The organism is Psychrobacillus sp. FSL H8-0484 (assembly GCF_038005325.1).
Lineage (GTDB): Bacteria > Bacillota > Bacilli > Bacillales_A > Planococcaceae > Psychrobacillus.
Window position 1 is genome coordinate 2086662 of the sequence record NZ_JBBOSZ010000001.1, and the last position, 18534, is coordinate 2105195.

General features: G+C 37.0%; 19 protein-coding genes. 4 read left to right on the forward strand and 15 right to left on the reverse strand.

Translation table 11 applies throughout. The annotated features are described in order from the left end of the window. Positions 1-328: 328 nt before the first annotated feature. Positions 329-703, forward strand: coding sequence for a ribosomal maturation YjgA family protein (locus MHH81_RS10050; protein ID WP_340920672.1), 375 nt, complete (start codon positions 329-331; stop codon positions 701-703). Positions 704-829: 126 nt separating this feature from the next. Here MHH81_RS10050 and MHH81_RS10055 read toward each other — a convergent pair whose 3' ends face one another. From MHH81_RS10055 to MHH81_RS10070, 4 genes are all read right to left on the reverse strand, one after another. Beyond that, complete coding sequence (locus tag MHH81_RS10055; protein WP_340920674.1) at positions 830-1297, reverse strand: GNAT family N-acetyltransferase; 468 nt, start codon at positions 1295-1297, stop codon at positions 830-832. Positions 1298-1640: 343 nt separating this feature from the next. Further along, entirely contained in the window at positions 1641-2144 is a 504-nt protein-coding gene (locus MHH81_RS10060; protein WP_340920677.1) for a GNAT family N-acetyltransferase, read from the reverse strand. A 253-nt stretch (positions 2145-2397) separates the two neighbouring features. After that, on the reverse strand, positions 2398-3507 hold the full coding sequence (locus MHH81_RS10065) for a copper resistance D family protein (protein WP_340920680.1): 1110 nt from the start codon (positions 3505-3507) through the stop codon (positions 2398-2400). Then, positions 3504-4052: a copper resistance CopC family protein gene (locus MHH81_RS10070; protein ID WP_340920683.1), complete on the reverse strand. Its 549-nt coding sequence runs from the start codon at positions 4050-4052 to the stop codon at positions 3504-3506. The genes MHH81_RS10065 and MHH81_RS10070 overlap by 4 nt, the downstream gene beginning before the upstream one ends. 155 nt (positions 4053-4207) lie before the next feature. On the opposite strand from MHH81_RS10070, the gene MHH81_RS10075 reads away from it, so the two are divergent. Then, the gene (locus tag MHH81_RS10075) at positions 4208-4426 is read left to right on the forward strand and encodes a hypothetical protein (RefSeq protein WP_340920686.1); all 219 of its coding nucleotides are present in this window, start codon (positions 4208-4210) and stop codon (positions 4424-4426) included. On the opposite strand, the gene MHH81_RS10080 is transcribed toward MHH81_RS10075, so the two are convergent. The 3 genes from MHH81_RS10080 to parE are packed head-to-tail and all read right to left on the reverse strand — an operon-like array spanning position 4408 to position 10049. Continuing rightward, the gene (locus tag MHH81_RS10080; protein ID WP_340920688.1) at positions 4408-5610 is read right to left on the reverse strand and encodes an MFS transporter; all 1203 of its coding nucleotides are present in this window, start codon (positions 5608-5610) and stop codon (positions 4408-4410) included. The two genes, MHH81_RS10075 and MHH81_RS10080, sit on opposite strands and share 19 nt — an antisense overlap. Before the next feature lie 9 nt (positions 5611-5619). Then, positions 5620-8052 carry a DNA topoisomerase IV subunit A gene (gene parC, locus MHH81_RS10085; protein WP_340920690.1) on the reverse strand — a complete coding sequence of 811 codons (2433 nt, stop codon included), beginning with the start codon at positions 8050-8052 and terminating at the stop codon, positions 5620-5622. Next, a complete protein-coding gene (parE, locus tag MHH81_RS10090) occupies positions 8049-10049 on the reverse strand; it encodes a DNA topoisomerase IV subunit B (protein ID WP_445678087.1) in 2001 nt (666 codons plus the stop codon). Before parE ends, parC begins: the two co-directional genes overlap by 4 nt. A gap of 411 nt (positions 10050-10460) precedes the next feature. Between parE and plsY the strand changes: the two genes are divergently transcribed. Both plsY and MHH81_RS10100 read left to right on the forward strand, forming a co-directional pair. After that, positions 10461-11066 carry a glycerol-3-phosphate 1-O-acyltransferase PlsY gene (plsY, locus tag MHH81_RS10095; RefSeq protein ID WP_340920696.1) on the forward strand — a complete coding sequence of 202 codons (606 nt, stop codon included), beginning with the start codon at positions 10461-10463 and terminating at the stop codon, positions 11064-11066. A 24-nt stretch (positions 11067-11090) separates the two neighbouring features. Further along, positions 11091-11384 carry a HesB/YadR/YfhF family protein gene (locus MHH81_RS10100; protein ID WP_340920699.1) on the forward strand — a complete coding sequence of 98 codons (294 nt, stop codon included), beginning with the start codon at positions 11091-11093 and terminating at the stop codon, positions 11382-11384. A gap of 16 nt (positions 11385-11400) precedes the next feature. Here MHH81_RS10100 and MHH81_RS10105 read toward each other — a convergent pair whose 3' ends face one another. From MHH81_RS10105 to MHH81_RS10140, 8 genes are all read right to left on the reverse strand, one after another. After that, a complete protein-coding gene (locus MHH81_RS10105) occupies positions 11401-11697 on the reverse strand; it encodes a hypothetical protein (protein ID WP_340920701.1) in 297 nt (98 codons plus the stop codon). Then, positions 11697-12122: an acyl-CoA thioesterase gene (locus MHH81_RS10110; protein WP_340920704.1), complete on the reverse strand. Its 426-nt coding sequence runs from the start codon at positions 12120-12122 to the stop codon at positions 11697-11699. Before MHH81_RS10110 ends, MHH81_RS10105 begins: the two co-directional genes overlap by 1 nt. 97 nt (positions 12123-12219) lie before the next feature. After that, the gene (locus MHH81_RS10115) at positions 12220-13698 is read right to left on the reverse strand and encodes a class I adenylate-forming enzyme family protein (protein ID WP_340920707.1); all 1479 of its coding nucleotides are present in this window, start codon (positions 13696-13698) and stop codon (positions 12220-12222) included. Positions 13699-13716: 18 nt separating this feature from the next. Beyond that, positions 13717-14457, reverse strand: coding sequence for a 3-oxoacyl-ACP reductase FabG (gene fabG / locus MHH81_RS10120; RefSeq protein WP_340920709.1), 741 nt, complete (start codon positions 14455-14457; stop codon positions 13717-13719). Between the two features lie 256 nt (positions 14458-14713). Continuing rightward, positions 14714-15625, reverse strand: coding sequence for an intracellular short-chain-length polyhydroxyalkanoate depolymerase (phaZ, locus tag MHH81_RS10125; RefSeq protein WP_340920712.1), 912 nt, complete (start codon positions 15623-15625; stop codon positions 14714-14716). Then, the gene (locus tag MHH81_RS10130; protein ID WP_340920716.1) at positions 15622-16650 is read right to left on the reverse strand and encodes a 3-oxoacyl-ACP synthase; all 1029 of its coding nucleotides are present in this window, start codon (positions 16648-16650) and stop codon (positions 15622-15624) included. The genes phaZ and MHH81_RS10130 overlap by 4 nt, the downstream gene beginning before the upstream one ends. After that, positions 16647-17657, reverse strand: coding sequence for a branched-chain amino acid ABC transporter permease (locus tag MHH81_RS10135; RefSeq protein WP_340920718.1), 1011 nt, complete (start codon positions 17655-17657; stop codon positions 16647-16649). Before MHH81_RS10135 ends, MHH81_RS10130 begins: the two co-directional genes overlap by 4 nt. Before the next feature lie 6 nt (positions 17658-17663). Then, complete coding sequence (locus MHH81_RS10140; RefSeq protein ID WP_340920721.1) at positions 17664-18524, reverse strand: branched-chain amino acid ABC transporter permease; 861 nt, start codon at positions 18522-18524, stop codon at positions 17664-17666. Positions 18525-18534: the final 10 nt, after the last annotated feature.

Sequence of the window (18534 nt, forward strand, 5' to 3'; positions counted from 1 at the left end):
AAAATCGCTGCTGGCCAATCTTTTACGTATAAATAAGCTAGCTTAATAAATAATCCATATAATCCTGCATGACGAATTGAAATTTCTGTTCTGCTAAAAAACGGTTCACTGCCACAGTCCCCCTTTCTTGCTTCTGAATAATAGACGATCCATACATGGAGCACGTTTTCGGATTATGTAAATATATTTATTTTTCTAAACATTTGATATTGTTTCTATCACAAATTACTTGTATATTCAAAGTTAATTATTATTAAAACTAAGCTAGTGAGTGATTCTAATGTCTTCTAAAAACAAATCTACTAACTCAAGATACATTAATAGGAGAATGGCTTATATCATAGCTATTATCGTGACAATTTTATTAGGTCTAGCCTCCAGAAAATACAGCCAATTACTTCCGTTATTTGTAGCGCAAAATGCCGGTGATGTGCTTTGGGCAATGATGGTCTTTTTCGGATTCCGTTTCTTATTAGTGAGTAGGACCTTTTTTACAGCAATCTTGCTTAGTTTTACGTTTAGCTTTGGTATTGAATTCAGCCAGGTGTATCAAGCAGACTGGATCAATCAAATTCGGGGAACATTTCTCGGAGCATTGATTCTGGGGAAAGGGTTTCTAATAGTGGATTTAATTCGATATACAATAGGGATTACAATTGCCGCAATCTTGGATAAGGCGACAATTATGTTCCATCTGCGTTGATTAAATCTCCTCTTTTATATATTAGGCTCTTGTTTTAGAGGCATATAATTTGTGAAGAAAATCCGCGAGACTCCTGTAGAAGCGAGCGGATTTTCGTCAGGTATCAACATGATCGTTTTACAGAGTTTAAAATTTAAATATGCTAATCCAATAATCTTTCACAGGAAAATCACCTAAATAGTCCAAGCCATTATGAAGATAAAAATCTTTTAGCTTTCTATTGCCTGCCCAACAATCTAAATACATATCTTGATTTTTGGAATGTGCATATGAGTTGGCGAAATCAATAATCATCGAACCAATATTTCTTCCTTGATATTCTGGAAGAATAGCAATCCTACCAACATACAAACTATTTGGTCTTATAGTGAGCTTATTTAAATGATCTATAGTTTGAATTACAAATGTTCCAATGACGTTGTCATCTAATACTAATTTATATGTATTATTTTCCTCGATTCCATTTTTAATATGGACTGAATCCCATGGATATTCCCATTGATTAATTCCTCTTTTGTGCAAATGTAACGTTACTTTGTTCAAAACATCTAGAATTTGTTCTACATCTGTTTTCACTGCCAGTTTTATTAACACATAGCCCTCCCTCAGATCTGTTTTAACAGATCAAATTCACATTTTCTATTAATATCTAATTTCTTTTTATTGTGGGAAATCTTCTATCATTCTATCAATAATATCAGAATAATCAATCTTTCTTTACCGTAAATTGTCTAAAGGTTACACCTATAAAAAAGGTGCTGTCCCTAAAGTCATATATTGACTGGGAGATGGTCCCTTTTCCAATGTATTGATTTCCGTTCCAGACGGACGCTTTCCGCGGGCATGGCTTCAGTCTCCTCGTCGCTTTCGCTCCTGCGGGGCCTTCCCCTTTGGGAAGCTATGAAATTCAGTTTTCTGCGAGTCCAATTGGTGTATTTTAATCGATTCCTACAACATTACTTCTACGCTCAAGCAATACAACATCACGCCAAACTCCATTTAATTTGCCCATACGTTTGCGCGTTCCTATTTCATCAAATCCAAATTTTCTATGTAGTTTTATGCTTCCTTCATTTTCAGGGAAAATCATGGACTGAAGTGTCCAAAATCCATGCTTTTCACTAGCTGTTACTAGTTCTTTTAAAAGTTTGCTACCAATTCCAATTCCGGTTACTGAATGTGTAACATAAACACTTACCTCAGAGACGCCAGAAAACGCTTCTCTGCTCGAGATTGGGCTTAGGGCAATCCAACCTACTACTTCCCCATTTAAACGCGCTACGAGCCTGCATACTTCCGAATGAGACATATCCCATTCTTCCCAAGTAGGTGCCTCTGTTTGAAAGGTAGCATTTCCGGTATGAATCCCTTCTGTAAAGATAGCTTGTACTTGATGCCAATCACTTGCTGTCATTTCGTCAAACTTTAAATCTTGGTCCATAAATTTCCCTCACTTTAATATGTATGAATGGTAGAACTAAAATGATTATACGCGGTTTCGTTATGAAAGGTACATATCTCGTAATTATTGGCACTGCTATATTTTACTGTTGTTTAAAAGCTTATAATTTGCGGTAGAATCCGCGCACACTACCGCGGATTCTACCAAATAACAACATAACGCCTATTTATTAAATAAAAAAGCATTTCCATCCCGGTCATAAATCCCGGTGGAAATGCTTTACATTTGATTCTTAAACGAATTGAATACTGAGCATTAATGCTATATATCCAGAAAAAACAGCTAAAACACTCATAATAAATGAAAATAATGGTGGCATTTTTCTAATAAAGGAAAACACACTTAGAACGAAAAATAGACCTGCTAAGATCATTAATAAAATGCCATTCAAACCTAGTACAAATTGAACTGAGAATACACTTTGTATAGGTTGTTCTAAGCCAAAGATGCTGAAAAATTGTATCATCGTATCCGTACTTAATAAGGAATCTACAATATGTGGAGGAGACTGTTGGCTCAGTGCTCCTGTTGCCGCAAAAATAAGTAGTATGATAAAAAACTCAAGCTTCGTCCAGGCTCTCGGATCCATATTAGAATCTTTACGCAGTTTACTCTTCATCAATACACCATTGATAAACGCATATCCAATCAACGGAAGAATAAGTAAATGTTTAATTAGTAAGCTTTGCCCATAAGGAATCATCCAAGTGCTAGGATACACCTTCCAATCCATCGCAAAATTCATTAAGGATAATCCCGTAATGACAATAATAGCAAAACTAAAAATTGCTGTAACATGGAACCAACCTAAAAAGCTGAGCCAGTTCTCTTTATTTTTGGAAAACCAACTAACGACAAATAAAATTCCAACCCAAATTACAACAGTTGCAAAATGAACAGTATGCGTAATTAAACCTTGCAATCCGTAAACGGAATGCGCATGGCTTGTCCACCCTACTCCTATCATTAACAAGAAAACAAAGAAACTGCCGATTAGTGGATAAATACTCTTTTTTTTATGATCAAATAGAAGAATATACAATCCCAATATAACGCATAAGATAAATGTCATTAACCAAGCTTTTCCGACCTCAAAAGATAGGAACAATGTTTTCAAGACATAAGGAAGATTATAGTCCTCCAGTAAGTAACTTACGATGCTTAATATAGGTATAAATGAAAACAATGCAATACCTACCACTGCTATTAGTTTATATTTTCGAGGAACAACTATTTCTGGTTTCAGATCAGATGGAATGAGTGAAAAAATATAGTTCCCTAATAACAACGCAAAGCATGTGTATAATAATGCTTCGCTAATTGTAGTTAGAAGAAACATCATTTATTTTTTCTCCGTGACATCCACCATGCACTACCAGCAAGCAAAAGAACTAAAACTACAATGATGCTAATCATTCCTGTATTCGACGATTCTTTTGTTTCTGTTGGTGTCGGTGCAATGGAAGTTGTTTCTGGTTCATTTGTCACGTCTACTTCAGTTTCAGTAACTTCCTCTTCTACTGTTGTATCATCCGCAATTGGAGCATTTAATGTAAATGCTACTTCCCCTTGTATTGGATGTCCATCCGCACCGATGATTTTCCATGCTATTGTGTAATCTCCATTGTTTAATTGATCAACTGAACCTGTCATGGACGATTCAGAAACGATCAGATTATTAATAGGGAAAACCTCGTTATTTGCATTTTTTAATTCAAATGAACTTGTCTGTTCGATTTTGGATTCAAATGATAGCGTAATCTCATTTAATTGCTCTGTAACAGTGCTTCCGTTTGCTGGATTGGAACTTTCTAAACCAGTGTGTGCAAGTGCTTGGTTTCCGAAAAGGAATAAGCATGCAAATGTAGCTAACAGTATTTTTTTCAATTTTCTTTCCTCCAAAGCCTTTATCTAAATATATTTATATATATCTGCATTAATACTTATACCACATAGTTTTGAAGAAAGTATGAAATTTGAATTTTTATATCCATTCATGTATTCTATTGAAGTAATTATATTTAAATATGGGAGTGAATGGAATGGCAAAATCAATGGCCAAACGGAAACGAGAACATCAGTTTCGAACTGTGGGGAAAGACGTCACTATAATGCGAAATGAAATCGATTTTAGTACGCATGTACGTAAGACAAAAACCAAGAAGGAAAAGCTACAACAACAGCAAAACAAACATAAAAAGCATTTCCGACAAGGTATGGTACCTGATGGAAATGCTTTTTATTATGCTTCAGTAGTTTGAGAATGAAAAGTAACTCCACGTTTTTTCGTTTGAAATAGAAAAAAGGAAGACAATGAAATACTGATTGTACCAAACACTACAGCCATATATGCTAGGCCAATAAGATCGAGAAGTGCTCCAGCGGATAGCAATACGACCTGGAACGATATACGGTCTAACATACTGCGAAATGAAAAGAATCGTCCATGATACGCTTTAGGTACTTGCTTTTGGAAAATAGTCAGTGCTGTTGGGAAGAAACAGCCAATTGAAAATCCTAAAAGTGTAAAGCTAAGTAAAGTTAAGAATGGATTTTCTACAAAGAATAATAGGATTTCCGCGAATCCTATGAATAATACAAAAGTAAACAATATGTTCTTTGTTTTCCATTTCTGTCCGATATACTTAACAACGAGTGTTCCAATCATAAAAGAGATACCTTCGACTGCATAAATTATTCCTTTGATGGAGGTAGAATCTTGGAGTTCGCTAACATTAATGACAATTAAGTTAAACGACCCTAAAAACAAGACCGGTATGAGCGTTAAAATAAGTGTCATAAGCACCGGAGTATTCTCCTTAAGCATAGGAAACACTTCCTTAAACCCATTCTTCCCTTTTTCCACGTCTTGAGCTTCTTTTTCCTTTTCCTCTATTTTTAACATGTAAGTAAATACTAATAGTACCGCATACGCAATCATCGAAAGGATATACAAAGACTGAATTGGCCAGTAAACTAGTGCAAGACCAGCACTTGCAGTTCCAGCAATTCGAGCAATGGTTGCGATATTCATATGCCAACCATTCAATTGTAATAAATCTCGCTCTTTTACGATCAATGGTAGCGTTGCTTGTAACGCGGGAAAATAAAAGGATGCAGATATCTGTAAACTAATTAAAAATAAAAGCATCCACCAAATAGACCCTGTTGCAATAGCTACGAACATAAATAAAACACTGAGTACTCTACCAATGCCTGAAACGATTAAAACTGTTTTTTTCTTCGATTGATCAATTATTTTACCAGCAAGTGGACCGGTTAAAACACCTGCTAACAGACCACTTGCTAGTATTAATGATTTATGGAAATCAGAAGGCACTTTTTCTTGCATAAACTCCAGATTACCTATGATGCCACTCCATAAACCAAGTCCTGCTATTAACTCCCCTATAAGTACTATCCAAACATTCTTATTTCTCCACATAATATACCCTTATTGTTCCTGTTCGATTGTTTTTTTCCAAACCCGAACAAGTTGTCCATCTTTATCTACATCAACTACAAATGATCCATTGGAATATCGATCAGAAGGACGGAATGTATTCGTCTGAATAATTTCTTGTAGTCCTTTTTCTGTTTCTATGACCATTTCATCATTTCTATCTGCTAGAACAACAGCAAACACACGATGTGCATTTGTTTTTAACTCTCGAAGTGTAACAATTCCTCGTTTCGCTCGAGCCCCAGATTCCACTTCATTTAGTGCCATTTTCTTTACAGCCCCGCGTTGCGTAACTAACATGATATCTTCGTTACTTTGTTGAGAAATCACATTTACACTTACTACATAATCGTCCTCTTTTAAATTTATCCCTTTTACGCCGCCTGTTTTTACCCCAGTTATCGGCACTTCATCTAAGGAGAATCGAACCGAGTAACTGAAGTGTGTCGTAAATAATACTTCGTCAGACGGTGATACAAGCTGTGCAAGTATGAGTTCATCATTCTTTTTCAAATTAATAGTCTTGATCGGACGAGCGTAGCGCTGCACGACATAATCGGATAGTAAAGATCGCTTAATTTGACCATCTTTTGTTGCAGTAAGCACACATAAATCAAGATCAAAGGAATCAATACCAATTACATTAATGATTGTTTCATTGGCTTCTAATGGCACAATACTAGAAATATGCTGACCCAGATCTTTCCAACGAATATCTGGTAATTCATGCACTGGCTGATAAATGTAGTTCCCTCTAGAAGTAAAGAGAAGTAAATGGTGTTGTGTATTGATTGGTTTTTGGAACAATAGGTAATCGGATTCTTTTATTGCAAAATCCTGTCCATTCGATGCCGTAAAGGATCGTAAACTAGTACGCTTCACATAGCCATCTTTTGTGACAGTCACGATTACTTCTTCACTTGGAATCAATACGTCTAGCGTTACTTTAATTTCTTCAATTTCATTTTCAATAGTCGATTTACGTGTTTCTGCAAATTGTTTTCTTACTTCTAACAGCTCTTTCTTAATAACCTTCATCAGAACCGATTCTTTTCCAAGAATACTTTCTAATTCTTTTACAAGAGCATTTAATGACTTTTCTTCTTTCTGAAGCTCCGTAATATCGGTGTTTGTTAAACGATATAACTGTAAGGAAACAATTGCTTCTGCTTGAGCCTCGGAGAAGTCATAAGCGGTCATTAAGTTGTTTTTTGCATCTTTTTTATCTTTAGATGCTCGGATCGTTCTAATAACCTCATCAAGGATAGATAAAGCTTTCATGAGACCAGCGACGATATGCAGACGTTCCTTTGCTTTTTTCAAATCAAATGCTGTGCGTCGAGTAACTACTTCTTTTTGATGATTAATATAAGAGTCTAGCATTAGTGGCAAAGTCATCATCGTTGGACGGCGATTATGAATGGCAATCATATTGAAATTGTACGTTACTTGAAGGTCGGTATTTTTAAATAAGAATTGTAAAATACCACGTGCATCTACTTCTTTTTTCATTTCAATGACGATACGTAAGCCTGTACGGTCGGACTCATCGCGAACGTCTGCTATACCATCCAAACGTTTATCATGACGCTGTTCATCCATTTTTTTGATTAAATTTGCTTTGTTAACTTCAAAAGGTATTTCAGTAACGACAATTTGTTCTTTGCCGCCTTTAATCGTTTCAATTTCTGTTTTAGAACGAACGACAATTTTCCCTTTTCCAGTCTCATATGCTTTTTTAATGCCTTCTACCCCTTGGATAATACCACCGGTTGGGAAATCAGGTCCTTTGATGACAGTCATCAATTCATCTACAGTTGCAGCTGGATTTTCCATACGCATTAACACGGCATCAAGTGCTTCATGCAGTGCGTGTGGTGGAATATCGGTTGCATATCCTGCAGAAATCCCTGTTGAACCATTAACGAGTAAGTTTGGAAAGCGTGCTGGCAACACAATTGGCTCTGAATCAGAATCATCAAAGTTTGGAATATAGTCAACTGTATTTTTATTAAGATCACGTAATAATTCATGTGAAATAGAGGAAAGCCTTGCTTCGGTATAACGCATTGCAGCTGGTGGATCACCATCGACAGATCCATTATTACCGTGCATTTCGATCAGCATATGACGAAGTTTCCAATCTTGACTCATACGAACCATCGCTTCATAAACGGAACTATCTCCATGGGGATGATAGTTACCGATTACATTTCCGACTGTTTTGGCTGATTTTCTAAATGGTTTGTCATTCGTATTGCCTTCTTGAAACATAGCAAACAAAATTCGACGCTGAACAGGTTTTAAACCATCTCTAGCATCTGGTAACGCGCGGTCTTGAATGATGTACTTACTATAACGTCCAAACCGGTCACCTATCACTTCTTCTAGTGGTAAATCTTGATAACGTTCGGTTTGTGTCATACTAACTCATCCTCCGTGTGAATTCTTTCATTTTCTAAGATATTAGAATCATCCTCTAAACTAAAGTTTACATTTGCTTCAATCCATTTACGACGAGGCTCTACTTTATCTCCCATAAGTGTCGTTACATGTCTTTCCGCACGAGCGCCATCTTCAATTGTGACACGTATTAAAGTACGAGTCTCCGGATTCATCGTTGTATCCCACAATTGGTCGGCATTCATCTCTCCAAGCCCTTTGTAGCGCTGAAGCGTGGCTCCTTTGCCAATTTTTTGGATGGAAGCATTTAATTCTTTTTCCGTCCAAGCATATTCAAATACCTCTTTTTTACCAAGTCCTTTATATACTTTATATAGAGGTGGAAGGGCGATATAAATCTTACCATTCTCAATTAAAGGCTTCATATAACGATAGAAGAATGTTAATAATAGCACTTGAATATGTGCACCATCTGTATCAGCATCGGTCATGATAACGACTTTATCATATGCAATATCTGCTATTTGAAAATCAGCACCAACACCACCACCAATTGCGTGAATAATTGTCGCGATTTCTTCATTTTTCATTATGTCTGCGAGTTTCGCTTTTTCAGTATTAATAACTTTTCCTCGTAGTGGTAGGATTGCTTGGAAGGTGCGGTCTCGACCTTGTTTTGCTGATCCTCCAGCAGAATCCCCTTCGACAAGATACAGTTCATTTTTAGCTGCATTTCTTGATTGAGCAGGGGTTAGCTTTCCAGATAACAATGTATCCGAACGTTTCCGTTTCTTTCCGTTACGAGCGTCTTCTCGTGCTTTACGAGCAGCCTCACGAGCTTGTTGTGCTCGGATCGCTTTACGAATTAACGAAGCCGTTAGTTCTGCATTTTCTTCCAAAATATACTGTAATTTTTCTGAAATAACCGCATCTACTGCACTTCTTGCTTCACTTGTTCCTAGTTTTCCTTTTGTTTGTCCTTCAAATTGCAAAATATTTTCAGGAATTCGAACGGAAACAATGGCAGAAATTCCTTCTCGAATATCTGAGCCATCTAAGTTTTTATCTTTTTCTTTTAATAAACTCGTTTTTCGTGCATATTCATTAATTACTCTAGTTAAAGCGGCTTTTGCACCTGTTTCGTGTGTTCCACCATCTCGGGTACGTACGTTATTCACGAAAGACAAAATGGTTTCGGAGTATCCGTCATTAAATTGAAAAGCAAACTCTACTTCAATTTCATCATGTGGACCTTCCATGTAAAAAACAGGGTGTAACACGTCTTTTTCTTCATTCAAATAAGAAACGAAAGCCTCTATTCCCGTTTCATAGTAAAAAATATCATGAGCATCTGTACGTTCGTCCTTCAGCTCTATTTTAAGACCTTTCAGAAGAAAAGCAGACTCTCTCAGTCTTTCACATAGGGTTTCATAATTATATTTCACTGTTGAGAAGATTGTGTTGTCAGGAAGGAAGTGAACGGAAGTTCCTGTTTCCTTTGTGGTACCAATTTGAGTTAATGATTGGGCTACTTTCCCGCCGTTTTCAAATCGTTGCGTGAACTTTTTGCCTTCTCGATGAATGATTACTTCTACAAATGAAGACAATGCATTTACTACGGAAGCACCTACACCATGTAGTCCACCACTTGTTTTATATCCGCCTTGACCAAATTTTCCACCAGCGTGTAACACGGTAAAAATGACTTCAGCTGTGGGTATACCGGTCTTGTGCATCCCTGTAGGCATACCACGACCGAAATCGCGCACGGTAATACTTTGATCTTCATGAATCGTCACACTAATATGATTCCCGAATCCAGCTAGGCTTTCATCTACTGAATTATCGACGATTTCATAAACTAAATGATGTAAGCCACGGGCATCAGTAGACCCTATGTACATACCAGGTCTTTTACGAACGGCTTCTAACCCTTCTAATACCTGAATGTCATCATCACTATAACTGGTTAATATTTCTTTTTTACTCAAATACGTTCCCTCCAAAAAACAAAACATCTGTTCTTTATTCTTTTTAAGCGTACAAACAGATCGTCATTATGTCAATAGCTCTGGAGCAAAGGCCAGAGCTTAATTGTAACTTAAATATTTATAAAAATGCAATCTACCCTTAACTAGCATTCTCTGTTCGCATACATAATTCCTTCTTTACTCCGAATAAAACTTAGCATACATGTTAAATATAGGAATTTCAATAGACACATCGAGTAAAACTTAGAGAGCTACTCCAAGATTCTCTTTAGAAAACTTTTGAAAGTGGTTCTACAGAACTTAAAAGAACTTTGTTTTGATCTAAAGCTAGCAATGAGCTCAGTTGGCTATTTTCTTTCCATTGAACATACGTTCAAGTACATGGTAAACTAAGAAAGTTAACTATATTATTAGACTGATAATTTAAAGGAGTTTGCTATGACTACTATCATTTTGCTTTTACTTGCATATGTAATTGGTTCAATACCATCTGGACTGTGGGTAGGAAAGTTATTTTATAATATCGATATCCGACAACATGGTAGCGGAAATTTAGGTGGAACGAATACGTTTAGAACACTTGGTAAAAAAGCAGGATTAGCTGTTACAATTATGGATATTCTAAAAGGAACAGCTGCGACATTACTTGGTACATTAGCTATATTTGAATCTGCTCCTATTCATCCATTATTACTTGGAATTCTAGCTGTTGTTGGCCATATGTATCCTATCTTTGCAGGTTTCAAAGGTGGAAAAGCGGTAGCAACTTCAGGTGGAATACTTCTAGGCTACAATTGGCCAATCTTTGTTATTTTAGTTGTAGGGTTTTTTATTATACTAAAGATTACTAAAATGGTTTCTTTAACGTCGATGATTCTAGCTATTATTGCACTTATTTATTCTATTGTTTATTACTTCACGGTTGAAAAAGACTGGCCGCTAATAGCAATTATTACCCTATTAGCTGTATTTATCTTTTATAGACATCGGGCAAATATTAAACGGATAAAAGATGGAACAGAGCCAAAAGTAAAATGGATTTAACTTAATGAAAGCTTGGTGAGTCTTATGAAAATTTTCATCTCTTCTGATGCAATGGAATGGTTCCATGGCGAAATGGAAGCAACTAACGGAGATACGATTCGATTTTATGCCCGTTATGGTGGGTCAAGTCCTGTTCATGATGCATTTTCACTTGGCGTAACGAAGGATACACCCTTTGAGCCATCTGCAACTGTGCAAATCGAACATATTATGTTTTTTGTAGAAGAACGTGACGAGTGGTATTTCGATGGCCATGATTTGTATGTAGAGATAGATTCAAAGTTAAACGAATTAGCATATGTATATAAAAAAGCGTGATGATATCACGCTTTTTTTATTTAAATCGTTTTAGTCGATCCAAATGTCCTTCTTTTTCCATAATCTCATACTCGTAATGACCGAATAGATCAAAATGTGGATAACTTTCTTTCCAATCAATCCATTCCTCTTTTAGCCCGTGTTGTTTACCCCATTCAATCAGGACAGCAATATTGCTACAGCCAACTTTTGTCACTGTTTTGCACCCTGGAAATCGTTTGTCTATCCAATAATGGGTTATAAAAGCGATTTGTCCGTTTTTTACTTGACGTTTCCACTCATTTAATTCACTACGTGTTATTCCAAAAGCCATTAAAGGAGTACCTTTGCAACTTCAGCATATTTTGCATCCCAGACTGGATCAATTTTCTTTAAAGATACAGGTCGAAAACTGTCTTTTTTTACGACAACATGCTCAGATGTTGCGGTGGATGCAATCGTCCCATCCTTATGTACAATTTCGTATCCATACGTAGTACGAAGCTTTCCATGGCTTTCAATCCATGTACGAATGGTCACTGTTTCTCCGTATGTAACCGATGTTTTATAATGTACGTTTACATTTGTAACGGGAGATAAATAACCATCTTTTTCAAGTCCAGCGTATGAAAATCCTAAGTCTTTAATGAGCTGTGTTCTTCCTATTTCTAGCCAAATGACATAATTGGCATGATACACGACACCCATTTGATCAGTTTCCGCATAACGTACTTCTATTTCTTTTTCACTAATAAACATACGATAGTCACCTCTATGTTATTATACCAAAAAAGCTGTAAAAGTTTGGTTTACAGCTCTTTTGGTCAATTATATAACATCGAGATGAAGTAATATTCTAGACTATAGCTAGTTCGTGCAGTCTCTTCTTATCAATTTTGCCAACAGCAGTCCGAGGAAGTTCTTCTAGAATATATATCTTCTTCGGTACTTTATAGCTACCAAGTACCTGTTTACAAAAATTTAATAGCTCGATTTCGTCCATTTCACGAGCTACCTTACTTGAGACGAAAGCAGTCACACATTCTCCCCATTTTTCATCTTCCACACCGATTACGGCTGCTTCACGAACGTTAGGATGTAATACTAAACACTGCTCCACTTCCTGAGGATACACATTTTCTCCACCTGAAATAATCATTTCTTTTTGTCGTCCAACAATATAATAATCTCCGTCTTCATCGAACTTTGCGAGATCTCCCGTTTTTAGCCAGCCATCCACGAACGCCTTGCTTGTCTCATCTTCATTGTTCCAATACTTTGTAAATACATGTTTCCCAAATATATAAAGCTCTCCTACTTCGTTTGTGGTACATATTTCCCCAAAGTCGTTCATAATTTTTATCTCATTAAATTGCATACACTTTCCTACTGCTCCTTTTTTCCTCTGAGCAACAAGTGGATCAATAAAAAAATTGTTTGGGCCTGCTTCTGTAAGTCCATATCCTTCTTTAAATAAAATACCCTTTTCTTCAAACCTTTGATAAATCGTGTGCGGGCAAGGTGCACCACCAGATAAAAAAGCTTTTACAGTTGGGAATGTAGCTGTCTTAATATATTCTGTATCAAGCATCGCTTGATACATGGTGGGTACAAAGAGGGACAAAGTTGTTTTATATGTATTCAACGCTTTCGACGCCTCTTCTGCATGAAAACGACTTCCTAATACAACTGTTCCACCTGCCATTAAAATGGGGATACAAAGTGCATTTAATCCTCCTGTATGAAACATAGGCATATAATTTAATGTACAATCGGAATCATTCAGTCCCCAACTTACAATCGTATTTAGGGCATTCCAGTTTACTGCATCAAAAGAAAGGACTACCCCTTTAGGATTTCCTGTAGTTCCTCCTGTATAGATAATGAGCCAAGCATCTGTCGAGAGCCAATTTGTATTAGTAGGAGGAACAAATGCTTGAACATCTAGAACACTTGAACAAAGTAATCGTTTTACATGTTGAAAGTTATCACTTAATTGCTGATGTTCTTCGTCGTGAATGATGAGTATTGGTTTACAGTCTTCCAAAATTTGAGTTAATTCTGATGTACTCAAACGATAATTAAGGGGTACGTACAAAAGACCTTTTAAGCCGCACGCGAATAATATGGCAAATAGCTCTATTCTATTTTGTGATAGAACAACTACCCGCTCGCCTTTAACATAATTTTGCTGTTGAAAATAATGACCCCATTTAGAGATATGGTTAGTTAACGTTTGATAGCTCCATTGCTCCCCTGAATTACTATCTATTAAAGCAATTTTTGTTGGAGACAGTGCTGCTCGTTTATAAATCCAGGATTGTTCTGTATACAATTTGCACCGCCCCTTTCATTACATCATGATCCCGCCATCCACTTGTAGTACATGACCATGTACATAGCTAGATTCATCAGATGCTAAAAATAAGTAAGCATTCGCTATATCTTTTGGTTCTGCAAGTCGTTGCAAACCGATAACGGATTTCATTTGATCAATGATTTTTTCCGGCATTTTAGCTACCATAGATGTTTTCGTAAAGCCAGGCGATACAGCGTTAACATTAATGTTTTTTCGTCCTAACTCTTTTGCCCATGTTTTCGTCATTCCAACAACTGCTGCTTTTGAGGCAGCATAATTTGTTTGACCAACGTTTCCATATACACCACTTACGGAAGATGTGTTGATAATCTTGCCATAACCCTGTTCAATTAAATAAGGGACTACTGCTTGTGTGCAATTAAAAACACCCGTTAAATTAACATCTAACACACGAGAGAAGTCTTCCGCTGACATTTTCGTTAGCATGGCATCTCGTGTAATTCCAGCATTGTTTACTAATATATGAATCTGTCCAAACTGATCTAGTGTTTGCTGAACAAGTGCATCGACACTTGTTCGGTTGGCCACATCTACTTGAATAAATTTCACTATGAAACCCTTATCTGTTAGTTCCTTCTCTTGTAATGCACCTGTCGCTACATCGAAATCCGCTAATACGACTTTAGCGCCTTCTTCCGCAAAACGTAGAGCTGCAGCCAAACCAATTCCGTTTGCAGCACCTGTGATAATGGCGACTTTATCTTTTAATCTCATTGTACATTCTCCTCTTAAAATCAAATTCTCCTTGGAAAATTGACTTAGATTTTTTCTTCCGCCTCTCCACGATCAGCTCAGCTGAAAACAGTGCACCATTCTTGCTCGGTGAACTCCTTTACAAAATATGTGGAATACGCCGGAGGATTTGGGCCACAGTCTGTTGGTTACTCAGGCGTGCCACAAAGATTCTTTTGCGGTACTTACTACTTTTGTAAACACAGATACTCTAATTTATTCGTATTCATCACTCATCTTATAGAAGTGGGTGACTTATACTAAAAGAGGTTAGAAACGTTTCAATTCGATCTGTTAACTGCTCCAAATCATCGATTAATGGAGAATGTCCACAATTGACTAATGGAATATACGTCGCAACATTTCCTAAATCTGCAACGATTTCTTGAGTCATCTGTTCTGTGACAACATAGTCCCTGTCACCCCTTAAGATTAGAACAGGTAGCGCAATGTCTTTTGCCTGATTTGTTCCATCAGATACTCCATTATGCTCTGCACTTATATTAAACGTGTTTAAAGCATGATACACATCTGCTAGATTTCGTTGCTTTAACATGTCATCTACATAAGCGTCATAATGCGCTTCACATGGTTGATTATGCGAATAAATAGCTACATTCCAAACTGCCTTTAGTCCTTCTCTATTGTTCGTATCGTATAGTCCCTGTATTGCAAGTGTTTTAGAAGGATCAGCTTCAATTTCCATTACTGTTTGTAATCGATGGTTAACGTTTGGGGTACCATCAGCATTTGCACCGAAAAACGGGTACCCTCTAGTGGAAGCGGATGCTAGTAAGATGAGCTTTTCGCAATAAGAAAGATAATCGGCTACAAACTGCATACAAATAGCGCCACCTGTTGACCACCCGATTAAATGAAAGTTTTTTAAGGACAATAGATCAACAAATTCCTTTAAATCATCGGAGAAATCTTTTATTCCTTGAATGCGTGTATGATAAGATGATTCACCGAAACCTCTTAAATCGATTGCATAAATTGTATACACAGGATCTATTGCATCGATTAATACATCCCAATGCTTAGACGAAGTCATATTCCCGTGTACTAACACAATTACTTGCTCCCCACCTGGACGTTCCCGATAAGCGATCGATTCTCCATTTGATAATAAAACTTTTTGTAACGTCATATTCCAACACTCCCTTTCTGTTTCCCCCATTGAATTGCTACTGCTCCCCATGCGTATCCGATTCCTGCACTAACTAAAATGGTTAAATCTCCGTCTTTTAATTTTCCGTTTTCTTGGGCTAATTCTAATGAGATAATTTGATCCATCTGTCCAATATGGCCATAATCGCTTAAATAAATGGACTGTTCTTCCGTTAATCCCAATTCATGTAATACGAAATCATGCGCCGATTTTTTCATATGAAGAATAGCTAAATAATCTATGTCTTTTTCTGTGTAGCCACTTTTCATTAATGCATTTCGAATAACGTTTATAAAGTTTTGCATTGACTTTTGTTCCAGTCTTGTTCTCATGCCTTTTGGATCTAACACATCTAATCGATATAATCCTTTTTCTAAATGTTCGGAGGTAAGGGGTTCTTTTGTTCCTCCTACCGGTACGACTACATCTTCTGAGAAGGATCCATCGGTCAGTATATCGGACTCTAACACAATGTTTTCAGGATGGTCTTTTTTCAAGATCATCGCTGCTCCACCTGCTCCTAAGTTGAACATGAAACGTGTGCGTTCATTTGTATAATCAATGAAATCACTATTCCGATAGCCTCCAGCTAGTAAAACGGTATTGATAGAGGAATCCGATTCCATCATACTTTTTGCCACTTTCATCGCCATGATAGTAGTTCCACATCGTAATGCAACATCAAAGCCCCAGGCATGGTAAGCCCCTAATTCCTCTTGCATTTTAATGGCAGCGGTCCATAAAGGAAACTCCTTATGTTCCTCCCCAATATAGATAATTAAATCAATTGTTTTCGGATCGATGTTGCCCTTTTGAAGTGCTTTTTCTGCGGCACGTATTCCCATTGCAACGGTATGATCATCTGGTCCAGGAATAGGCTTTTGGGTAATCCCCATCTTCGTTTTAACAACCTCCAGTGGTAAATTGGAGAGATTGGATATTTCCTCCGCAGTCATTATGTGTTTGGGGATATAAACGCCAGTACTAACTATCCCAATCGTCATTTTACTAGCTCCCTTCTTTTAGGAGCGGGAACATCTATTTTCAGGTTTTTATTTTTTCGTTTCCAAAAAGCATATCGAATAGTCCCTACAATCCCTCTAGGGAAGAAAATAACAGCAAGTATATATACAATTCCAAAGAAAATAATCCATCGTTCAAATATTGGATGTTCTTTCGCGAGACCCGATAAATAATGTTGGGCCAGTTCAATGACACCTGCGCCAATTATGGGTCCTATTAGCGTTCCAACACCTCCGATAATCGTCATGAGGAGGGCATCTAGTGTAATGTCCATTGTCAGTACGCTTGTGTTTACAAAACGTAGCGAAACAACATATAAAGAGCCTGCTAAACTTGCAACAACTCCAGCAATGACAGAAGCAATTACTTTATAGTGCAGTGTTTGAAAACCTAATGACTTAGTTCGTTGTTCATTTTCACGAACAGCAATGAGCACTCTTCCTAGTGGAGATTCCACAAATCTGCGTAAGAAGATGAAAATCAGCACTAAGCAAGCGAGGACAAGTAAGTAGAACATCATGCGATCTTTAAAAAACTCTGGAGCGCGAAAAGTGAAACCATCATTACCATGCGTAAGTGTTCTCCATTTTTCTGCCAGTACTAAAAACAATCCTGATACAGCCATAGTGAGCATGGCAAAGAAATGACTCTTTAACCTTAATGTAAGTAAACCGACTAAAAAGCTAATCACTCCTGCTATAATCATACCGACTACAATGGATAAGAAAAACATACCTAATGATGCTTCGAAATTATTAAGCATAATGGCTGTCGCATAAGCACCCATCCCAAAAAACATGGCATGACCAAATGACACGATCCCTGTATATCCAAGTAAAATATCATAACTCATTGCTAAAATGGAGAAAATGAAGATTTGTGTAAGTAAAATTGTCCATGTTCGAGAATCTGAAACAAATGGAAATATGGCAAGCGCAACTACTAGTACCAGCAGTATACCGTTTTTAAGTTGAAATGCTGACTTCATTTCGCATCATCCTTTCGCTGTAAACAAACCTTGCGGACGGAAAATTAATACAACTGCCATAAGCATCATATTGACCGCAAGTGATAGTGCCGGAACATAGTACGCCATAAAGCTACCTGCTAGCCCAACTAGAATTGCTGCAAGGAGAGAGCCAGGAAAACTTCCCATACCACCAATAACCACCACAATAAACGCAAGAATAGCAAATTCCATTCCCATTTCTGCATATATAACACCAGAATAAGGAGCCATTAAAACGCCACCTAGTGCAGCAAGCGCTGCTCCTGCCATAAATACATATAAGAAGACTTTTTTAATATTAATACCAAGAGCTTGCACCATCTCTTTATTCATCACACCTGCGCGGACAGTTAAACCAATTTTTGTTCGTTTTAAGATAAACTGAAATATCCCAAAAACAACAAGCCCGACAATAATGATAAATAAGCGATATTTTATAATAATAACGTCCCCAATTTCCCAACTATTAGCTAACAAAGGAGGTACTTTTGCAGGAATTTGATTTGGACCGAAAACCACCTTTAACATTTCGGATAATACAATCATAAAGCCTAATGTAATCAATATTTGTTGCACATGATTGCCGTAAACTGGAGTTATAATTAGTTTTTCTGTTATAAATCCAAGCACGATTCCGGTTAAGATGGCTCCGATAATCCCTAAAGTAAAACTATTTGTCATATCATAAAACCAAACACCAGAAAAAGCTCCCCACGCAAACAACCCGCCATGAGCAAAATTTAAAACATCCATTAATCCGAAAATTAAGGTTAAACCCGCAGCAAGTAGAAAAATAAGCATTCCCGTTGCTAAACCATTGATGAATAAATTAATAATTAGCTCCATCACATTACCC

Coding starts and splice junctions, on each gene's coding strand:
- fabG (WP_340920709.1), bottom strand. CDS start 14,457: ATGAGATTAAAAGATAAAGTCGCCATTATCACAGGTGCTGCAAACGGA.
- MHH81_RS10080 (WP_340920688.1), bottom strand. CDS start 5,610: ATGTGGAGAAATAAGAATGTTTGGATAGTACTTATAGGGGAGTTAATA.
- MHH81_RS10105 (WP_340920701.1), bottom strand. CDS start 11,697: ATGGCTTTTGGAATAACACGTAGTGAATTAAATGAGTGGAAACGTCAA.
- MHH81_RS10110 (WP_340920704.1), bottom strand. CDS start 12,122: ATGTTTATTAGTGAAAAAGAAATAGAAGTACGTTATGCGGAAACTGAT.
- plsY (WP_340920696.1), top strand. CDS start 10,461: ATGACTACTATCATTTTGCTTTTACTTGCATATGTAATTGGTTCAATA.
- MHH81_RS10135 (WP_340920718.1), bottom strand. CDS start 17,657: ATGAAGTCAGCATTTCAACTTAAAAACGGTATACTGCTGGTACTAGTA.
- MHH81_RS10075 (WP_340920686.1), top strand. CDS start 4,208: ATGGCAAAATCAATGGCCAAACGGAAACGAGAACATCAGTTTCGAACT.
- MHH81_RS10060 (WP_340920677.1), bottom strand. CDS start 2,144: ATGGACCAAGATTTAAAGTTTGACGAAATGACAGCAAGTGATTGGCAT.
- MHH81_RS10050 (WP_340920672.1), top strand. CDS start 329: ATGGCTTATATCATAGCTATTATCGTGACAATTTTATTAGGTCTAGCC.
- MHH81_RS10065 (WP_340920680.1), bottom strand. CDS start 3,507: ATGATGTTTCTTCTAACTACAATTAGCGAAGCATTATTATACACATGC.
- phaZ (WP_340920712.1), bottom strand. CDS start 15,625: ATGACGTTACAAAAAGTTTTATTATCAAATGGAGAATCGATCGCTTAT.
- parE (WP_445678087.1), bottom strand. CDS start 10,049: ATGTTTTGTTTTTTGGAGGGAACGTATTTGAGTAAAAAAGAAATATTA.
- MHH81_RS10140 (WP_340920721.1), bottom strand. CDS start 18,524: ATGGAGCTAATTATTAATTTATTCATCAATGGTTTAGCAACGGGAATG.
- parC (WP_340920690.1), bottom strand. CDS start 8,052: ATGACACAAACCGAACGTTATCAAGATTTACCACTAGAAGAAGTGATA.
- MHH81_RS10100 (WP_340920699.1), top strand. CDS start 11,091: ATGAAAATTTTCATCTCTTCTGATGCAATGGAATGGTTCCATGGCGAA.
- MHH81_RS10130 (WP_340920716.1), bottom strand. CDS start 16,650: ATGACGATTGGGATAGTTAGTACTGGCGTTTATATCCCCAAACACATA.